Origin of the sequence: Mycobacterium sp. TKK-01-0059, from assembly GCF_000709305.1 — a bacterium.
GTDB classification, from domain to species: domain Bacteria; phylum Actinomycetota; class Actinomycetes; order Mycobacteriales; family Mycobacteriaceae; genus Mycobacterium; species Mycobacterium intracellulare.
Map to the genome: position 1 here is coordinate 1,271,806 of NZ_KL446993.1, position 16,569 is coordinate 1,288,374.

Annotated in this window: 16 protein-coding genes and 1 riboswitch; of the genes, 6 read left to right on the plus strand and 10 right to left on the minus strand. The window is 70.1% G+C overall.

Features of this window, described 5'->3' with window-relative positions; translation table 11 throughout:
• The 3 genes from K883_RS06325 to thiO are packed head-to-tail and all read right to left on the minus strand — an operon-like array spanning position 1 to position 2,031.
• Complete coding sequence (locus tag K883_RS06325) at positions 1 to 810, minus strand: thiazole synthase (protein ID WP_008261431.1); 810 nt, start codon at positions 808 to 810, stop codon at positions 1 to 3.
• Positions 803 to 1,012, minus strand: a complete 210-nt coding sequence (gene thiS, locus K883_RS06330) for a sulfur carrier protein ThiS (protein ID WP_008261432.1) — start codon at positions 1,010 to 1,012, stop codon at positions 803 to 805. Before thiS ends, K883_RS06325 begins: the two co-directional genes overlap by 8 nt.
• Positions 1,009 to 2,031, minus strand: a complete 1,023-nt coding sequence (gene thiO / locus K883_RS06335) for a glycine oxidase ThiO (RefSeq protein ID WP_008261433.1) — start codon at positions 2,029 to 2,031, stop codon at positions 1,009 to 1,011. Before thiO ends, thiS begins: the two co-directional genes overlap by 4 nt.
• A gap of 1 nt (position 2,032) precedes the next feature.
• Positions 2,033 to 2,151, minus strand: a riboswitch (TPP riboswitch).
• 36 nt (positions 2,152 to 2,187) lie between these two features.
• Between thiO and thiE the strand changes: the two genes are divergently transcribed.
• A complete protein-coding gene (thiE, locus tag K883_RS06340) occupies positions 2,188 to 2,871 on the plus strand; it encodes a thiamine phosphate synthase (RefSeq protein WP_008261435.1) in 684 nt (227 codons plus the stop codon).
• Here the strand turns inward: thiE and K883_RS06345 are convergent.
• Positions 2,843 to 3,475, minus strand: coding sequence for an NUDIX hydrolase (locus tag K883_RS06345; protein ID WP_008261437.1), 633 nt, complete (start codon positions 3,473 to 3,475; stop codon positions 2,843 to 2,845). The two genes, thiE and K883_RS06345, sit on opposite strands and share 29 nt — an antisense overlap.
• Positions 3,476 to 3,628: 153 nt before the next feature.
• Here K883_RS06345 and glnX point away from each other — a divergent pair, with 153 nt between their 5' ends.
• The 4 genes from glnX (at position 3,629) to K883_RS06365 (ending at position 9,432) form a co-directional block, all read left to right on the plus strand.
• Positions 3,629 to 4,948 (plus strand): protein kinase G-activating protein GlnX, encoded by a 1,320-nt coding sequence (gene glnX / locus K883_RS06350; protein ID WP_008261439.1) that lies wholly within the window; start codon positions 3,629 to 3,631, stop codon positions 4,946 to 4,948.
• Positions 4,948 to 5,925 carry a glutamate ABC transporter substrate-binding protein gene (locus tag K883_RS06355; protein WP_008261441.1) on the plus strand — a complete coding sequence of 326 codons (978 nt, stop codon included), beginning with the start codon at positions 4,948 to 4,950 and terminating at the stop codon, positions 5,923 to 5,925. The genes glnX and K883_RS06355 overlap by 1 nt, the downstream gene beginning before the upstream one ends.
• Complete coding sequence (locus tag K883_RS06360) at positions 5,925 to 8,213, plus strand: serine/threonine-protein kinase PknG (RefSeq protein WP_036454043.1); 2,289 nt, start codon at positions 5,925 to 5,927, stop codon at positions 8,211 to 8,213. The genes K883_RS06355 and K883_RS06360 overlap by 1 nt, the downstream gene beginning before the upstream one ends.
• Before the next feature lie 355 nt (positions 8,214 to 8,568).
• A complete protein-coding gene (locus tag K883_RS06365; RefSeq protein WP_036389707.1) occupies positions 8,569 to 9,432 on the plus strand; it encodes an endonuclease domain-containing protein in 864 nt (287 codons plus the stop codon).
• A 75-nt stretch (positions 9,433 to 9,507) separates the two neighbouring features.
• Here K883_RS06365 and K883_RS06370 read toward each other — a convergent pair whose 3' ends face one another.
• From K883_RS06370 to fgd, 3 genes are read right to left on the minus strand one after another with little or no spacing between them, the layout of a single operon-like run.
• A complete protein-coding gene (locus tag K883_RS06370; RefSeq protein WP_014383396.1) occupies positions 9,508 to 10,671 on the minus strand; it encodes an acetate kinase in 1,164 nt (387 codons plus the stop codon).
• Positions 10,661 to 12,820, minus strand: a complete 2,160-nt coding sequence (gene pta, locus K883_RS06375; RefSeq protein ID WP_008261450.1) for a phosphate acetyltransferase — start codon at positions 12,818 to 12,820, stop codon at positions 10,661 to 10,663. Before pta ends, K883_RS06370 begins: the two co-directional genes overlap by 11 nt.
• A gap of 11 nt (positions 12,821 to 12,831) precedes the next feature.
• Complete coding sequence (fgd, locus tag K883_RS06380) at positions 12,832 to 13,842, minus strand: glucose-6-phosphate dehydrogenase (coenzyme-F420) (RefSeq protein WP_008261452.1); 1,011 nt, start codon at positions 13,840 to 13,842, stop codon at positions 12,832 to 12,834.
• Between the two features lie 133 nt (positions 13,843 to 13,975).
• Between fgd and K883_RS06385 the strand changes: the two genes are divergently transcribed.
• Positions 13,976 to 14,728 (plus strand): MBL fold metallo-hydrolase, encoded by a 753-nt coding sequence (locus tag K883_RS06385; RefSeq protein WP_020823668.1) that lies wholly within the window; start codon positions 13,976 to 13,978, stop codon positions 14,726 to 14,728.
• A gap of 35 nt (positions 14,729 to 14,763) precedes the next feature.
• Here K883_RS06385 and K883_RS06390 read toward each other — a convergent pair whose 3' ends face one another.
• From K883_RS06390 to K883_RS06400, 3 genes are read right to left on the minus strand one after another with little or no spacing between them, the layout of a single operon-like run.
• On the minus strand, positions 14,764 to 15,267 hold the full coding sequence (locus K883_RS06390; protein WP_014712475.1) for a GNAT family N-acetyltransferase: 504 nt from the start codon (positions 15,265 to 15,267) through the stop codon (positions 14,764 to 14,766).
• Between the two features lie 7 nt (positions 15,268 to 15,274).
• Positions 15,275 to 16,156: an SAM-dependent methyltransferase gene (locus K883_RS06395; RefSeq protein ID WP_014712476.1), complete on the minus strand. Its 882-nt coding sequence runs from the start codon at positions 16,154 to 16,156 to the stop codon at positions 15,275 to 15,277.
• 7 nt (positions 16,157 to 16,163) lie between these two features.
• The gene (locus tag K883_RS06400) at positions 16,164 to 16,535 is read right to left on the minus strand and encodes a DUF3054 domain-containing protein (protein ID WP_008261460.1); all 372 of its coding nucleotides are present in this window, start codon (positions 16,533 to 16,535) and stop codon (positions 16,164 to 16,166) included.
• Positions 16,536 to 16,569 lie beyond the last annotated feature (34 nt).

Consider the following 16,569-nt stretch of genomic DNA (forward strand, 5'->3'; position numbering starts at 1 on the left):
TCAGGCTCGATTGCCCGGCTCCTCGGTGGCCCGCTGCGCGGCCCGCATCGTCGCCGCGCCAGGGCTCGAGGCCTGCGCCCAGAACCGCTTCGGGATCCGCCCGGCGCGCCGGGCCAGATAGCCGGCGGTGACGGCGGCCGACATCGCGGCGGCCATCGCGGCGGGATCGGCGGCCCGGGTCACCGCGGAGGCCAACAGCACGGCGTCGCAACCCAATTCCATGGCCAGCGCGGCGTCGCTGGCGGTGCCGATGCCGGCGTCGAGCACCACCGGGACATGGGCCCCGGCGACGATCATCTCGATGTTGTGCGGATTGGTGATGCCCAGCCCGGTCCCGATCGGCGATCCCAGCGGCATGACGGCCGCGCATCCGGCGTCCTCCAGCCGGCGCGCAAGCACGGGATCATCGTTGGTGTAGGGCAGCACGACGAACCCGTCGTCGACCAATTGCTCTGCCGCGCGCACCAATTCGACCGCGTCGGGCAGCAGCGTGCGCTCGTCGGCGATCACCTCGAGCTTGATCCAGTTGGTGTTCAACGCCTCGCGCGCCAGCTGAGCGGTGAGCACCGCCTCGGCGGCGCCGCGGCATCCCGCGGTGTTGGGCAGCGGCGTGATTCCGAGCCGGCCCAGCAGATCGAGCAACCCGGTGCCGCCCTCGGCGTCGACCCGGCGGATCGCGACGGTGGTCAGTTCCGTGCCCGACGCGACGAGCGCCTCTTCCAGCACCGCCAGGTTGCTCGCTCCCCCGGTCCCCATGATGAGCCGCGAGGCGAAGCTGCGGTCCGCGATGGTCAGTTTCGAGTCAGCCACCTTGCACCGCCGTCACCACCTCGAGACGCACGGGAGCGCCGGGAAGCTCCGAAAGCTCCGTCGCCCATCGTGATCGCGGCAGCACCGCGTCGTCCATCGCCACGGCGACGCCGCGGTCCGGGAAGCCCAGGGAATCGAGCAGCGCCGACACCGTGGTGTGCGCGTCGACGTCGACCTCTTTCTCGTTGACCAGGATGATCATTGCGCGGCTCCCACCGGTGCGAGTTCGGAAACGATCTGTTCTGCCGTCCAGGGCGCCAGCAGGAACCCCGACCGGCCGTGACCGGCGGCGACCAGCGTGCGCGCGTCCAGGCGATGCACCAACGGCAGATTGTCGGGTGTCATCGGGCGCAGCCCGGCGCCGCACTCGGCCAGCTCGTATTCACCGAGCGCCGGCAGCACCGCGCAGGCGTCGTCGAGGAGGTCACGCACCCCCGAGACGACCGGGGCGGTGTCGCGCCCGTGCTCGTATTGGGTCGCGCCGACCACCACGCCGTCCGCGCGCGGCACCAGGTAGACCTGCCGGCCGTGCACCCGGGCGCGAATCACCCGCCGCGGCAACGGCATACAGCCTTTGCGCCACCGCAGTCGCAGCACCTCGCCCTTGACCGGGCGCACCGGCAGCCCGGGCCACAACGCCGGCGCGTCGATGCCGTTGGCGATCACCACCGCGTCGGCCTCGACCGCCGACAGGTCGTGCACCGGCGGCGCCCACCGCACCAAAAGACGTTCGCACTCCGCCTCGAGCGCGTCGAGCACCGCCCGGTTGTCCACGGCCAGCTCGGTGGGCGCCCGAAAGCCGTGCCGGATGCCCTGCGCGAGTAGGGGTTCCACGTCGCGGGCGGCCGACTCCCAGACCACGGGGTGTCCCTGTGCGGACAGCCAGTCCGCCACGGTGCGTAGGTCGGCGGCGTCGGCGCGGTCGACGGCCACCACCAGCGACTCGCAGGCGGTGACCACCCCCGCCGGCAGGCCGTCGAGGAAACCGCCGTCGCGCCACAGCCGCAGGGATTCCAGGCCCAGCCGCAGCAATCGCTCTTCGCCCGGCCAGCCCTCGCTGTGCGGGGCGAGCATGCCGCCGGCGACCCAGGATGCGCCCCGCTCCCCGCTGCGGTGCACCCGCACCGACCAGCCGGCCTGCGCGGCGCGGCGCGCCACCGCCAGCCCGATGACGCCGCCGCCGATGACGGCCAGCGACCCCAGCGGTGGGCCCGAGGGCATCCCGGTCATTGTCGAGCCTCCCTTCGCCGGCATGATCCGGATCAGGTGTGACGGTAAGGGCAGGTCCTCGCGGCTGTGCCCACTCTCAGCCCCGCTCCCGGGACTCCCGTGTCTGGTAATTCTCTGCGCTCCACGCTAGCGCGCTAGCGTCTCGGTGTGCAGCGTCCCTGGGATAGACGACCCTCCGTCCTGGCCACCGCGCGGCTGTACCTGTGCACCGACGCGCGCCGCGAGCGCGGCGACCTGGCCGAGTTCGCCGACGCCGCCCTGGCCGGCGGCGTGGACATCATCCAGCTGCGCGACAAGGGGTCGGCCGGCGAGCAGCGGTTCGGGCCGCTGGAGGCGCGCGAGGAGCTGGCCGCCTGCGAGATCCTGGCCGACGCCGCCCGCCGGCACGGCGCCCTGTTCGCGGTCAACGACCGCGCCGACATCGCCCGCGCGGCGGGCGCCGACGTGCTGCACCTCGGGCAGGGGGACCTGCCGCTGGACGTCGCGCGCGACATCGTCGGTCCGGACGTGCTGCTCGGGCTCTCCAGCCACAGCGCCGACCAGGCCGGCGCCGCGGCCGTCAGCGAAGCGGACTACTTCTGCGTCGGCCCCTGCTGGCCGACGCCCACCAAGCCGGACCGCGCGGCGCCGGGCCTGGGGCTCGTCCGCGCCGCCGCCGGGCTGGGGACCGACAAACCGTGGTTCGCGATCGGCGGCATCGACGCCCAGCGGCTGCCCGAGGTGCTCGATTCCGGCGCCCGCCGTGTGGTGGTGGTGCGCGCGATCACCGCGGCGTCCGACCCGCGGGCGGCCGCCCGGCGGCTCAGTTCGGCGCTGGCAGCAGCGAGCTGATCCGTCGGCTCAGCTGCGACGGGACCTCGTCGGCGTCACCCGGCATGCACCACACGAAGACGCCGGCCTCGACCTCGATCGTGCGGGGCAGATACTGCCGGCGTTCGTCGCCGTCGCCCAGCGGCACCAGCGCCGTCGCGGTGCGCAGCCGTTGCCAGCTGGCCGCGAAACCCGGATGCAGCGGCAGGTCGGCCACCTCGTCCTCGGCCACCCACCGCATTTCCGCGCTTTCCCGGTTCGGGACGGTGTGCAGCAACTCGTCGGCGTCGGCGACGACGGTCGTGTAGCTCCACCGCGTGCCGCCGATCCCGGCGACCTCGGCGGTGACCAGCGTCGCGCGCACGGCGAGCCGGTCGACGAGCAGCCCGGCCTCCTCGTTCGCCTCGCGGACCGCCGTCTGCTCGGGCGTCTCGTGGCTGTCCCGGGCCCCACCCGGCAGCCCCCAGGTCCCGCCCTGATGGCTCCACACCGCCCGATGCTGCAGCAGCACCGCGGGCGTGCCGTCGTCCCGCGGGGCGCGCAGCAAAAGACCGGCGGCGCCGTACCGACCCCAGTAATGGGCGCCGCGCTCCGAGATCACCCAACCGTCGCCGTCGCCCTGCACGGATCAAGGATAGGCAGACTTGGTTCTTGGCGGTCTTCGGCGCGTCGGCAATTGCGTCGGCCTCCACCCATCCACCCGAACATGCTCTTAGACTTCGCTTATAGAGGTCCGTGCAGCGAAATCCAGTGGCCAAGAGATGAGGGCTGATCAGACGTGACGGTTGAGCTGGCGCACCCGTCGACCGAGCCGCAGGGATCGCGGTCACCGGCCGAACCAGCCCATCCCCGCTGGTGGTTCATCTCCACGACGCCGGGCCGCATCCTGACCATCGGCATCGTGCTGGCGGCCCTCGGCGGGATCAGCGCCTTCGCCACCTCGACCACCATCAACCACCGGCAACAGGTGCTCACCACGGTGCTCAACCACACCGAGCCGCTGTCGTTCGCGGCCGGGCGGCTCTACACCACGCTGTCGGTGGCCGACGCCGCCGCGGCCACGGCGTTCATCGCCGAAGCCGAACCGCCGCCCGTGCGGCAGCGCTACGAGCAGGCCATCACCGACGCGGCCGTGGCCGTGACCAGGGCCTCCAGCGGGCTCACCGACGAACCGCAGGTGCAGCTACTGGGCCGGATCAACGCCCAGCTGGCCGTCTATACCGGCCTGATCGAGATCGCCCGGACCAACAACCGGGCGGGCAACCCGGTCGGTTCGTCGTACCTGTCGGAGGCATCGGGGCTGATGCAGTCGACGATCCTGCCCGACGCGGCGCGGCTGTACCGGGCCACCTCGGAGCGGGTGGACGTGGAAACCACGGCGTCGACCCAGATTCCGGCGCCGGTCATCATGGTCGTCGGCACCACCGTCGTCTTCGGCGCCTTCTCGCATCGCTGGCTGGCCCGGCGCACCCGGCGCCGCATCAACCCGGGCCTGGTCGTGGGCGCTCTCGCTATCCTCGTCATGGTGGTGTGGGTCGGGACTGCGCTAACCATCTCTACGACGGCAAGTCGTAGCGCGAAGGACACCGCCGCGGAGTCCCTCAAGACCGTCACCAACGTCGCGATCACCGCCCAGCAGGCGCGCGCCGACGAGACGCTGTCGCTGATCCGCCGCGGGGACGAGGAGAAGCGCAAGCAGTCGTTCTATCAGCGGATCGACTCGATGCACCGCCAGCTCGACCAGTACATGTCCCGCAGCGACGCCGTGGACAAACCGGACCTCGAGGGCGCCGACCAGCTGCTGCTGCGCTGGCGTCAGGCCAATGACCGGATCAGCTCGTACATCTCGGTGGGGAACTACCGCGCCGCCACCCAGGTCGCGCTGGGCAGCAGCGAGGAGGATTCCACCCCGGCGTTCGACAAGCTGGAAGACGAGCTGGTCAAGGCCATGGACCAGGGCCGCATCCACCTGCGCAACGACGTCATCAACGCGCGCAGCGGGCTCTCCGGCGCCCAGGTGGGCGGCGTGGTGCTCAGCCTCGGGGCGGCCATCGCGGTGGCGCTGGGCCTGTGGCCGCGGCTGAAAGAGTATCGATAATGATCCGCCTGCCCCTGCTGCGCCGGGCGTGCACCGTGGCCGCCACGGTTTGCGTGCTGGCGGGTTGCGGGCACACGGAATCGCTGCACGTCGCCAGCGTCCCGACGTTGCCGCCGCCCACCCCGGTCGGCATGGAACAGCTGCCGCCGCAGCCGCCGCTACCGCCCGACGGCCCCAATCAGGACTGCGACCTGACGGCCAGCCTGCGGCCCTTCCCCACCAAGGCCGAGGCCGACGCCGCGGTCGCCGACATCCGCGCGCGCGGCAGGCTGATCGTCGGGCTCGACATCGGCAGCAACCTGTTCAGCTTCCGCGACCCGATCACCGGCGAGATCACCGGGTTCGACGTCGACCTCGCCGGCGAGATCGCCCGCGACATCTTCGGCGCGCCGTCCCACGTCGAGTACCGGATCCTGTCGTCGGACGAGCGGGTCACCGCGCTGCAACGCGGCGAGGTCGACATCGTGGTCAAGACCATGACCATCACCTGCGACCGGCGCAAGCTGGTGAACTTCTCCACCGTCTACCTCGACGCCAACCAGCGCATCCTCGCCCCGCGCGACTCGTCGATCGTCAAGGTGAGCGACCTGTCGGGCAAACGCGTGTGCGTGGCCAAGGGCACCACCTCGCTGCACCGCATCCGGCAGATCGACCCGCCGCCGGTCATCGTGTCGGTGGTCAACTGGGCCGACTGCCTGGTCGCGATGCAGCAGCGCGAGATCGACGCCGTGAGCACCGACGACTCGATCCTGGCCGGGCTGGTCGAAGAGGACCCCTACCTGCACATCGTCGGCCCCAACATGGCCACCCAGCCCTACGGCATCGGCATCAACCTGAACAACACTGCACTGGTGCGGTTCGTCAACGGGACCCTGGAAAGGATCCGCCGCGACGGCACGTGGAACACGTTGTACCGCAAGTGGTTGACCGTGCTGGGCCCCGCGCCGGCCCCGCCCACACCGAGGTATCTGGACTGATGGCCGAGCCGGACAAGCACTCCGAGAAGCCGGAATCGGGCCCGGAAACGGTGGAGGACGCGAACCCCGGCACCCAGCCGGCGGAGGTCCAGACCGGCGCCTCGACGGGGCGGCTGCAGGCCACGCAGGCGCTGTTTCGGCCCGACTTCGACGATGACGACGACGACTTTCCGCACATCGCGCTGGGCGCCCTGGACACCGACACCGGCGACCGCATGACGGTGGCGACGCGGGCGCTGCCCGCGGTCCGACAGCTCGGCGGTGGACTCGTCGAGATCCCGCGGGGACGCGACATCGACCCCCGCGAAGCGCTGATGACCAACCCGGTGGTCCCCGAGTCCAAGCGCTTCTGCTGGAACTGCGGGAAGCCGGTGGGCCGGTCCAGCAAGAAGAGCAAGGGCACGTCGGAGGGCTGGTGCCCGGCCTGCGGCAGCCCGTATTCGTTTCTGCCGCAACTCAATCCCGGCGACATCGTTGCCGGCCAGTACGAGGTCAAGGGGTGCATCGCGCACGGCGGGCTGGGCTGGGTGTATCTGGCCGTCGACAAAAACGTCAACGACCGGCCGGTCGTGCTCAAAGGCCTGGTCCACTCCGGCGACGCGGAGGCGCAGGCGATCGCGATGGCCGAACGGCAGTTCCTGGCCGAGGTGGTCCACCCGCAGATCGTGCAGATCTTCAACTTCGTCGAACACAAGGACCAGCACGGCAATCCGGTTGGCTACATCGTCATGGAGTACGTCGGCGGGCAGTCGCTCAAGCACGGGAAGGGCGAGAAACTTCCGGTCGCCGAGGCCATCGCCTACCTGCTGGAAATCCTGCCCGCGCTGAGCTATCTGCACTCCATCGGCCTGGTCTACAACGACCTGAAGCCGGAGAACATCATGCTCACCGAGGAGCAGCTCAAGCTCATCGACCTGGGCGCGGTGTCGCGGATCAATTCGTTCGGATACCTTTACGGCACACCGGGTTTCCAGGCGCCCGAGATTGTGCGCACCGGCCCGACGGTCGCCACCGACATCTACACGGTGGGCCGCACGCTGGCGGCGCTCACGCTCAACCTGCGCACCCGCAACGGCCGTTACGTCGACGGCCTGCCCGAGCACGACTCGGTGCTGAGCACCTACGACTCGTTCCACCGGTTGCTGCGCCGCGCCACCGATCCCGACCCGCGTCGCCGGTTCGCCAGCACCGAGGAGATGTCGGCACAGTTGATCGGCGTGCTGCGTGAGGTGGTCGCCCACGACACCGGGGTGCCGCGGCCCGGCCTGTCGACGATCTTCTCCCCCAGCCGCTCCACGTTCGGAGTGGATCTGCTGGTCGCGCACACCGACGTGTACCTGGACGGGCAGGTCCATTCGGAGAAGCTGACCGCCCGCGAAATCGTCACCGCACTGCAAGTGCCGCTGGTCAATCCGGCCGACGTCGCCGCGTCGGTGCTGCAGGCGACGGTGTTGTCGCAGCCGGTGCAGACGCTGGACTCGTTGCGAGCGGCCCGGCACGGGACGCTGGACGCCGACGGCGCCGAGCTGTCCGAGTCGGTCGAGCTACCGCTGATGGAGGTGCGCGCGCTGCTGGATCTCGGCGACGTCGCCAAGGCCACCCGCAAGCTCGAGGACCTGGCCCAGCGGGTGGGTTGGCAGTGGCGGCTGGTCTGGTACAAGGCGGTGGCCGACCTGCTCACCGGTGATTACGATTCGGCCACAACACATTTCACCGAGGTGCTGGACACGTTCCCGGGTGAGCTCGCACCGAAGCTGGCGCTGGCCGCCACCGCCGAGCTGGCCGGCGACGTCGACGAGCACAAGCATTACGAGACGGTGTGGAAGACCAACGACGGCGTGATCTCGGCGGCCTTCGGGTTGGCCAGATCGCTGTCCGCGGAAGGTGATCGGGCCGCCGCGGTGCGCACGCTGGACGAGGTGCCGGCCACCTCGCGGCACTTCACCACCGCGCGCCTGACGAGCGCGGTGACGCTGCTGTCCGGCCGGACCAAGAGCGAGATCACCGAGGAGGACATCCGGGACGCGGCGCGACGGGTGGAGGCGCTGCCGCCCACCGAACCCCGCGTGTTGCAGATCCGCGCGCTGGTGCTGGGCTGCGCGATGGACTGGTTGGAGGACAACAAGGCCAGCACGAATCACATCCTGGGCTTCCCGTTCACCGAGCACGGGCTGCGGCTGGGCGTCGAGGCGGCGCTGCGCAATCTGGCCCGCGTCGCCCCCACGCAGCGGCATCGCTACGAGCTGGTGGACATGGCCAACCGGGTGCGGCCCACGAGCACGTTCTGAGGTCTTTGCGGGTTTGCCGGTTTGCGCCGCCTGGCGGTTTTCCCGTGTCGGCCCTTCGCGCGTCGGCCTTTCGCGCGTCGGTCTTTCCCGCGTCGGCCTTTCCCGCGTCGGCCCTTCGCCGTCGAGTGTGAATCCTGGGCGTTCAGTGTGAACCCTGGGCGGCGACACGCCGACAAACCCCGACGTGGGTTCACACTGAAAGCCGTGAGTTCACACTCAAAGTCGGTGATTCACAGTCGATTTAGCCGGGGCCTCGCGGACCCGGCGTCAGCCCGTCCGGCGGCTTGCCGTCGCGTGGCCCGCCCTGTGCACAGACGCACTCGCCGACCGTGGTTGACGTGCAATCGTTCGCGGCATGAGACGAGTGCCGTTCATCGGCAGCGAGGAGTTGGCGTCGGGAAGTCTCAGCCGCCACCAGCTGCGGATGTCCTACCGAGCGGTGTTTCCGAACGTCTACGTGCCGACGCATGCCGAGGTGCCGCTCGAATTGCGCATTCGGGCGGCCTGGCTGTGGTCGGGGCGGAGGGCGGTCATCGGCGGAGCCGCCGCGGCCGCGCTGCATGGCGCCCAGTGGATCCCCGACAACGTCCCGGTCGAGCTGATACACACCAACACTCATCCTCCCCGCGGCGTGCTGACACGCCGGGAAACGCTGTGCGCCGGCGAGACCCAGATCCGCGACGGGCTCGCCGTCACCACTCCGGAGCGGACCGCTTTCGACATCGGACGGCGCGGCGCGGTGCGCTCGGCCGTGGTGAGGCTGGACGCGCTCGCCCGGGCAACGGGTTTCAAGGTCGACGACGTGCTGGATGTTGCGGCGGCGCATCCTCGCGCACCCGGCGTGCGGCGATTGGAGGTCGCGCTCGACCTGGTCGACCCCGGCGCTCAGTCCCCCAGGGAGAGCTATCTGCGACTGCTCCTCATCGACGCCGGCCTGGCCCGGCCGCAGACGCAGATCCCGGTGCTGGGCGCCGACGGCCTACCGTTCGCCTACCTGGATCTGGGCTGGGAGGAATCGCTGGTGGCTGTCGAGTACGACGGCGATCACCACCGCACCGACCGGCGCCAATTCGTCAAAGACCTCCGGCGCATGGAGATGCTCGAGGAGATGGGCTGGACCATAGTCCGGGTGGTCGCCGAGGATCGCCCGGCCAGCATCCTGCGCCGGGTGCGCGAGGCGCTCGCGAAATCGAGTGTGAACCTGGGGCTTTCGGTGTGAACCTACGGCGTCGATTATCGGCGTGTCGCCGCCGACGGTTCACGATCAAAGCCCAGGATGCACACTCGACGCCCGCTAGGAGCCCGCCAGCACGTTTACGCAGTCGCGGGCGATGGCGAGCTCTTCGTTGGTCGGGATCACCAGGACGGCGATCGGCGAATCGTCGGCGGAGATCTGCCGCGCACCCTTGCCGCCACCGAGGTTGCGGCGCTCGTCGAGCACGATGCCCAGCTCCTCCATGCCCGCGACCGCGTCGCGGCGCACCGCCGCGTCGTTCTCGCCGATCCCCGCGGTAAAGCTGATGACGTCGGTGTGCCCCAGCACCGCCAGGTAGGCGCCGACGTACTTGCGCAGCCGATGCGTGAACACGCTATAGGCCAATTGCGCTGACTCGTCACCGGATTCGATCATCCTTCGCAGCCGGCGGAAGTCGCGCTCACCGGACAGGCCCAGCACCCCGGATCGCTTGTTGAGCATGGTCTCGACGTCGTCGACGCCCATCCCGGCGGTGTGGGACAGGTAGCTGACGACGCTGGGATCGATGTCCCCGCTGCGGGTGCCCATCACCAGCCCCTCCAGCGGTGTGAGGCCCATCGAGGTGTCGATCGGCCGGGTGCCGGCGATCGCCGAGGCCGAGCAGCCGTTACCCAGGTGCAGCACAATCTGTTTCAGGTCGCCGGGCGGCCTGTCCAGGAAGGCGGCGGCCTGCTCGCTGACGTAGCGGTGCGAGGTGCCGTGAAACCCGTACCGGCGGATCTGATGCCGCTGCGCCAGGTCGCGGTCGATGGCGTAGGTCGCGGCGGCGGGCGGCAGGTCGTGGAAGAACCCGGTGTCGAAGACCGCGATGTGCGGAATGTCGGGCAGCAGCCGCCGGGCGACCTCGATTCCCTTGAGCGAGGGAGGGTTGTGCAGCGGCGCCAGGTCCGACAGTTCGCCGAGCCGGGCGATCACCGCGTCGTCCAGCGGGGTGGGCTCGTAGAAGGCGTTGCCGCCGTGCACCACTCGATGGCCGACCGCGACGACGCCGCATGTCTTGAGGTCGATGCCGTCGTCGGCCAGCGTGTCGAACGCGCGGCGCAGCGCGGCGTCATGGTCGGGGACGGGAGACCCCTCTTCGCCGATGCGTTCCACGAGGCCGGTCGAGAGCGCCGTGCCCGAATCGGGATCGACCAGCTGAAACTTCACCGACGACGAGCCGGAGTTGATCACCAGCACCAGGCGCGCGCTGCTACTTCCCATCGGGGCCGCCCTGCGCCTGAATCGCGGTGATGGCAACGGTGTTCACGATGTCCTCGACCAGCGCGCCCCGCGACAGGTCGTTCACCGGCTTGCGCAGACCCTGCAGCACGGGTCCGATGGCGAGGGCTCCGGCGCTGCGCTGGACCGCCTTGTAGGTGTTGTTGCCGGTGTTGAGGTCGGGGAAGATCAGCACCGTGGCGCGCCCGGCCACCGGCGAGTCGCGCAGCTTGGTGGCCGCGACCGACGGTTCGATCGCCGCGTCGTACTGGATGGGGCCCTCCACCGGCAGGTCGGGGTTGCGCTCTCGCACCAATTGCGTTGCCGTTCTGACCTTGTCGACGTCGGCACCGGCGCCGGAGTCGCCGGTCGAGTAGGACAGCATCGCGACCCGCGGTTCGATGCCGAATTGTGCGGCGGTGCGCGCCGAGGAGATTGCGATGTCGGCCAGCTGCTCCGGTGTCGGATTGGGGATGATCGCGCAATCGCCGTAGGCCAGGACACGATCGGGCAGGCACATCAGGAAGATGCTGGACACGGTGGACACGTCCGGGACGGTCTTGATGATCTCGAACGCGGGCCGCACGGTGTGCGCGGTGGTGTGGGCAGCGCCGGACACCATGCCGTCGACCATCCCGTTGTGCACCATCATGGTGCCGAAGTACGTTGTGTCGCGCATGATCTCGCGAGCCTGCTCGACGGTGACCCCCTTCGCCTTGCGCAACTGCGCATACTGGTCGGCGAACTCGTCGCGCAACCGGCTGGCGCGCGGATCGATCACCGTCACATCAGCCAGGTCCACCCCGAGTTCGCCCGCGCGCTGGCGGATTTGGGCCTCGTCGCCCAGGATGGTCAGGTCGGCGACGCGGCGTTGCAGCACCCGCCCGGCCGAGCGCAGGATGCGGTCGTCGTCGCCCTCGGGCAGCACGATGTGCCTGCGATCCGAACGCGCCTGCAGCGTCAGCTGATGGATGAACATCTGCGGCGTGGTCACGGTGGGGATCGGAATGGCAAGCTGCGCCAGCAGATCGGTGATGTCGACGTGGCCGTCCATCAGCTCGACCGCGGTGTCGATCTTGCGTTGCGACGCCGCCGTGACGCTGCCCCGGGCGGAGGCCGCCGCGCTGGCGGTGTCGTAGGTGCCCAGCGCGGTGGCGACGATCGGCAGCCGCAGCCGCAGCCCGGCGACCAGGGCCGCGATGGACGGGTGCAGCTCGAAGCCGCCGTTGAGGACGATGCACGACAGGGACGGAAACCCTTCCGCGGCATGGGCGCTCGCGACGGCGAGCACCACGTCCGAGCGGTCGCCGGGGGTGATGACCGCCATTCCGTCGCGCAGCCGTTCCAGGACGTGGTCGGCGGTCATCCCGGCCACCATCACACCGGTGACCTCGCGTTCGCGCAGCGACTCTTCGCCGCTGACCGGCGTCCCGCGCACCGCGCTCTGAAGCTCGGCCACCGTCGGCGCCGACAACAGCGGTTCGTCGGGCAGGACGTAGCTGCGCAGGGACGATGGCCGCAGCGCCTCGTCCAACTTCTTCCGGATGGCGTCCAGCTCGGCCGGTTCGCAGCGGTTGGCCACCACCGCCGCGGTGTGGGCGTGCTGAGCGTCCAGCTCGGCCAGGCACACCTTGACGACGTCGGCCACCTCACCGGCGGTGCGGCCCTTGCCGCTGACCGTCAGCAGCAGCGGCGCGCCGAGGTTGACCGCGATGCGCGCGTTGGTGGAAAGCTCCGCGGGTCGAATCGCCTGTCCGAGTTCGGAATAATCGCTGCCGACGATCACCACGACGTCGCACTTCTCGGCGACGGCGTGGTAGGCGTCGACGATGGCGGCGATCGCCGCGTCGCCGTCCGCGTGCAGCTGCTGGTAGGTGACGCCGACGCATTGCTCGTACGACAGGCCCGCCGTGGTGCGCGACAGCAGCAGTTCCAGGATGTAGTCGCGATTTTCCAGGTCCTGCGGCGACCCGCTGCGCCCGGCTTCGCCGCGTTGGCGATCGCCGCCATCTGAACGCGTAATGGGCCGGAACACACCGACTTTCGCGACCGTCGCGGTCAGCCGGTGCAGCAGGCCCAGCGCGATCGTCGACTTTCCGGTCTCCGGCTCGGGCGCGGCGATGTAGATTGCCGTTGCGGCGCCCGAGACCACTCGTCCGCCCCTCAGGCCAGCCGCCGCAGCCGCGGCGCCAGGTCCTTCTCGAAGAGGTCCAGGAACCGGCGCTGGTCGTGACCGGGCGCGTGGAACACCAGGTGGTTGAGGCCCCACTTCACGTACTGGCCGACCTTTTCGACCGCCTCGTCGGGATCGGATGCCACGATCCAGCGCTTGGCGACCTGCTCGATCGGCAGCGCGTCGGCGGCCTTCTCCATCTCGATCGGGTCGTCGATGCTGTGCTTCTGTTCGGCGGTCAGCGACAGGGGCGCCCAGAACCGGGTGTTCTCCAGCGCCAGTTTGGGATCGGGGTCATAGGAGATCTTGATCTCGATCATCTTGTCGATGTCGTCGACGTTGCGGTCGTTGATCGCGGCGCCCTCCTTGACGGCGGGGATCAGCTTGTCCTTGTAGAGCTCCTCGCCCTTGCCGGAGGTGCAGATGAAGCCGTCGCCGGCGCGCCCCGCGTACTTGGCGACCGCGGGGCCCCCGGCCGCGACGTAGATCGGGACCCCGCCCTCGGGCACGTCGTAGATCGAGGCGCCCTTGAGCCGGTAGTACTCGCCGTCGAAGTCGACGCGGTCGCCGCGCCACAGCTCGCGCATCAACCGCACCGACTCGCGCAGCCTGGCGAACCGCTCCTTGAACTCTGGCCAGTCGCCCTCGTATCCCGTGGCGATCTCGTTCAGCGCCTCGCCGGTACCGACCCCGAGGAAGATGCGGTCCGGGTACAGGCAGGCCATGGTGGCGAAGGCCTGCGCGATGACGGCGGGGTTGTAGCGGAAGGTCGGGGTGAGCACGGAGGTGCCCAGCGTGATCCGCTTCGTGCGTTCGCCGACCGCGGTCATCCAGGCCAGCGAGAACGGCGCGTGCCCGCCCTCGTGCCGCCACGGCTGGAAATGGTCACTGACCGTTGCGCTGTCCATGCCGTGACCTTCGGCGGCGACGGCAAGCTCGACGAGCTCGCGCGGTGCAAATTGTTCGGCGGACGCTTTGTATCCGAGTTTCAGTTCAGCCACGAGTTCTTTCTACTCCTGTGCCGATGGTCGCGACCCGCCGCGCCCGGCTACGCCGCGCTTGCGATCGCTCCGTGCCGATGGTCGCGACCCGCCGCGCCCGGCTACGCCGCGCGTCAGACCTACACTCGCGGGCATGGGACCGGCGCCAACTCTTGTTCAAGCCACCGACACGGTGCACCTCGCCCGGGGCGACGCCGTCAACTGGACGATCGTCGCCGACGACACCGGCGTGATGCTGATCGACGCCGGCTATCCCGGGGACCGCCCCGACGTGCTGGCATCGCTGCGCGAGCTGGGCTTCGACGCCGGCGACGTGCGTGCCATCCTGCTTACCCACGCCCACATCGACCACCTGGGCTCGGCGATCTGGTTCGCCAACGAGCACGGCACCGACGTGTATTGCCACGCCGACGAGGTGGGGCACGCCAAGCGCGAATACCTGGAGCAGGCCTCGGTTTTCGATGTCGCCCTTCGCATTTGGCGGCCGCGGTGGGCGGCGTGGGGGTTGCACGTGGTGCGCAGCGGCGGCCTGATCCGCGACGGCATCCCGTCGACGCGGCCGCTGACCGCCGACGTGGCCGCCGGCCTGCCCGGGCATCCGATGGCCGTTTTCACCCCGGGGCACACCAGCGGGCACTGCTCGTATGTGGTCGACGGGGTCCTGGTCAGCGGCGACGCCCTGATCACCGGCCACCCCCTGCTCAAGCACGACGGGCCACAGCTGCTGCCGGAGGTGTTCAGCCACAGCCAGCAGAATTCGCTGCGCAGCCTGGACGCGTTGGCCCTGCTCGACACCGAGGTGTTGCTGCCGGGGCACGGCGACGTGTGGCGCGGCCCGATCCGCGAGGCGACGGCTCGGGCCATCTCGGTGGCCGGCGGTGGGTAGGTGCCGTTAGGCGGTGAAACCCGTTGCGGCGCCGGCTATGCCAGCCACTTCTCGAAGGCGATCGGGATGAACGGCCCCCAGGACGGCAGCGGGTCCGGCGCCACCCGGGTATAGCCCGTCGCGTCGTAGAGCGCCTCGGCCTCGGGCTGCCGGTTGCCGGTGATCAAGTAGAGCCGCCGGTACCCGCGCGCCAGGGTCTCGGCCTCGAGCGCGGCCAGCAACGCCCGCGCATAGCCGCGGCGCCGATGGGCGGCGTCGGTCCAGATCCGCTTGAGTTCGGCGGTGTGGGCGTCGTAGCGGCGAAACGCGCCGCCGGTCACCGGCACGCCGCCCACCACGCCGATCAACAACCCGCCGTCCGGCGGTGCCAGTTCGGCCTCCGGCACGGGCAGCCAGGACAGATGCGTGCTCGGCGTGCCGCCGTAGCGCTCCGCATACTCGACGGCCAACTCGGCCAACAGCGGTTGGGCCAGCGGATCGTCGTGGGGCGCCGAGACGAACCGCAACCGGCCGTCTGGCGGAATGGATTCCGGCATCATCGAAAACTCAAACGCGTGTCGCGGTGACGTATTCTGGGATGAACTCCGCGTCGCCTCGCCCGGTGCGCCGCCGCTTGCCGAGCCCCATGGTGCGCAGCAAGTCGGCGATGTCACGCCCGCGCGTTTCCCAGCCGTGGGCCGCCAAATACTCAGGGACATAGTGGTATTCGCCCGGATAGGTCAGGCTGGCCAGATCGACGTCGAGGCCGCGCCGCCGCCAACCGTCGACGAAGGCGCGTTCGGCCCCCAGCTGCAACGGATTCCAGGTGGGCATGTGATCGGCGGCCAACCGGCTGCCGAGGGCGCTCGCCGCGGTGACGCCGCGCAGCAACCGGCTCTGCTCCTGGGGCGGCAGATACCCGACGAACAACTGCTCGGCGACCCACACCGTGGGCTGGGCGGCGTCAAAACCCACCCGTCGCAACGCCGCCGGCCAATCGTCGCGCAGGTCGATGCCGACCGCGCATCGGTTGGTGGCCAGGGTGGCGTCCAGCCCCCGAAGCACGTCGGACTTGAAGTCGAGGACCTGCGGCCGATCGATCTCGTAGACGGTCGTCCCCCGCGGCCACCACAGCCGGTAGGCCCGGCTGTCCAGGCCCGACGCCAGGATCACCACCTGGCGAATGCCCGCCCGGCCCGCGTCGGCCAAAAATTCGTCGACGAAGCGGGTGTGCGCCGCCAGCGCGTCCATCAGCGCCGTCATCGCCGCGTCGTCGCCGTCGTCGGCCGCGAACGCGTGGTCCTTGATCGCCCGGGTGAGGTAGTCGATCCCGACCGCGCACAACAACGGTTCGGCGAACGGGTCGTTCAGCAGGCCCTTGTCGGTGGCCACAGCCCGCGCGGCGGCCCCGAACGTCGCGGTCACCTCCACATCGGCCGTCGGTGCCATCGCGCGCTCAGACGTCGGAGCGTCGCCGCAGGGTAAGCCCCACGGCCACTCGCCAGCCCAGCAACAACAACGCGGTGACCGCCGTCGCCACCACGACGAAACTGGCGGCCACGCCCGCAGACGTCGCCTTGCGCAGCACCATGCCGACGACGACGGTGGACAACCAGACGACGACCCCGGTGGGCGCCACGGCGGTGGGCCGCCGCCAGCCGCGTGCGGCCAGCCAACCGACGGCGGTGCCGGTGAGAAACGGCCACGCCGTCGTGGCGATGCCGGTGAGGTTGAGCCCTTCGTCATGGCTGCGGCGCCCCAGGGCGCAGAACACCAGCACGCCGACGACGTCCACGGCCAGCCAGCCCAGCCACCGGAGCCTAAGCATGCAGCGAGACTACCGGGGCAGGGCCTCGATCCTT